General features: G+C 63.0%; 1 pseudogene. It reads left to right on the top strand.

Going from position 1 to position 338, the window contains the following annotated elements:
• Positions 1-209, top strand: a pseudogene (locus tag EN859_RS36275) (glycosyltransferase family 2 protein); the annotation flags it as partial.
• Positions 210-338 lie beyond the last annotated feature (129 nt).

Genomic DNA, 338 nt, shown 5'->3' with positions numbered 1-338 from the left:
TGCCGCCCTACATGATCGCGCGCCAGCTCATCGCCGATACTATCAAGGGCAGGCTGCCGCAGGCTTTGTCGGGCTATCTTGCCAACCGCTCGTCCAAGGCGCTGGGCTATTCGCTGCCGCATTTGCTGCGCGGCTATGTCGTCGGTCGACGCTGGCGCCGCACTTGCTATCAGGAATTCCGCTCCAACTATGGCGACCAGCCGGCCTGAAAAGCGGAAGCTTTCATCGGTCGAGTTCGGGAAAGTACGGGTCGGAATATTTCCGCCGATCGCGCTCGCCCTGCAGGCAATCGACAGGCGGCGCCGCCTCGATCCTGACCGTGGTCTCCCGGGTGATGC

The organism is Mesorhizobium sp. M00.F.Ca.ET.216.01.1.1, from assembly GCF_004010325.2.
GTDB lineage: Bacteria > Pseudomonadota > Alphaproteobacteria > Rhizobiales > Rhizobiaceae > Mesorhizobium.
The sequence above is the reverse complement of the archived record's forward strand: the minus strand, read 5'-3'. Positions and strand labels throughout refer to the sequence as shown.